Below are 796 nucleotides of genomic sequence, written 5' to 3' on the forward strand. Positions count from 1 at the left end.
CGCCCTATTCGGACTCGCTTTCGCTACGGCTACCCCACACGGGTTAACCTCGCCACATGCCACTAACTCGCAGGCTCATTCTTCAAAAGGCACGCCATCACCCACCACCCACTAAAGGATGCACAGGCTTTGACGGATTGTAAGCGTACGGTTTCAGGTACTATTTCACTCCCCTCCCGGGGTACTTTTCACCTTTCCCTCACGGTACTAGTCCGCTATCGGTCACCAGGGAGTATTCAGGCTTACCGGGTGGTCCCGGCAGATTCACAGCAGATTTCACGGGCCCGCTGCTACTCGGGTACTCACTACAAGAGCCGCTGAGTTTTCGTCTACGGGATTCTCACCCTCTACGACAGGCCGTTCCAGACCACTTCGACTAACACAACGGTTTCTGACTCCCGCCTACATCGGCAGATATAGGAAAGTGAGCCCCACTACCCCACACACGCAACCCCTGCCGGGTATCACACGTGCATGGTTTAGCCTCTTCCGCTTTCGCTCGCCACTACTCACGGAATCACTATTGTTTTCTCTTCCTGTGGGTACTGAGATGTTTCACTTCCCCACGTTCCCTCCACACACCCTATATATTCAGATGCGGGTAACACGACATCACTCGTGCTGGGTTTCCCCATTCGGAAATCCTCGGATCTCAGCTCGGTTGACAGCTCCCCGAGGCTTATCGCAGCCTCCTACGTCCTTCATCGGCTCCTGGTGCCAAGGCATCCACCGTACGCTCTTAAACACTTACTAACAAAGATGCTCGCGTCCACTGTGCAGTTCTCAAACAACACAC

The 796-nt window shown here is 54.4% G+C and carries 1 rRNA gene; it reads right to left on the reverse strand.

Features of this window, described 5'->3' with window-relative positions:
• Positions 1-753 (reverse strand): 23S ribosomal RNA (locus F3087_RS45750); the annotation flags it as partial.
• Between the last annotated feature and the right edge of the window lie 43 nt (positions 754-796).

The sequence above is a fragment of the Nocardia colli genome, assembly GCF_008704205.1.
In the GTDB taxonomy this organism is placed as follows: Bacteria; Actinomycetota; Actinomycetes; order Mycobacteriales; family Mycobacteriaceae; genus Nocardia; species Nocardia colli.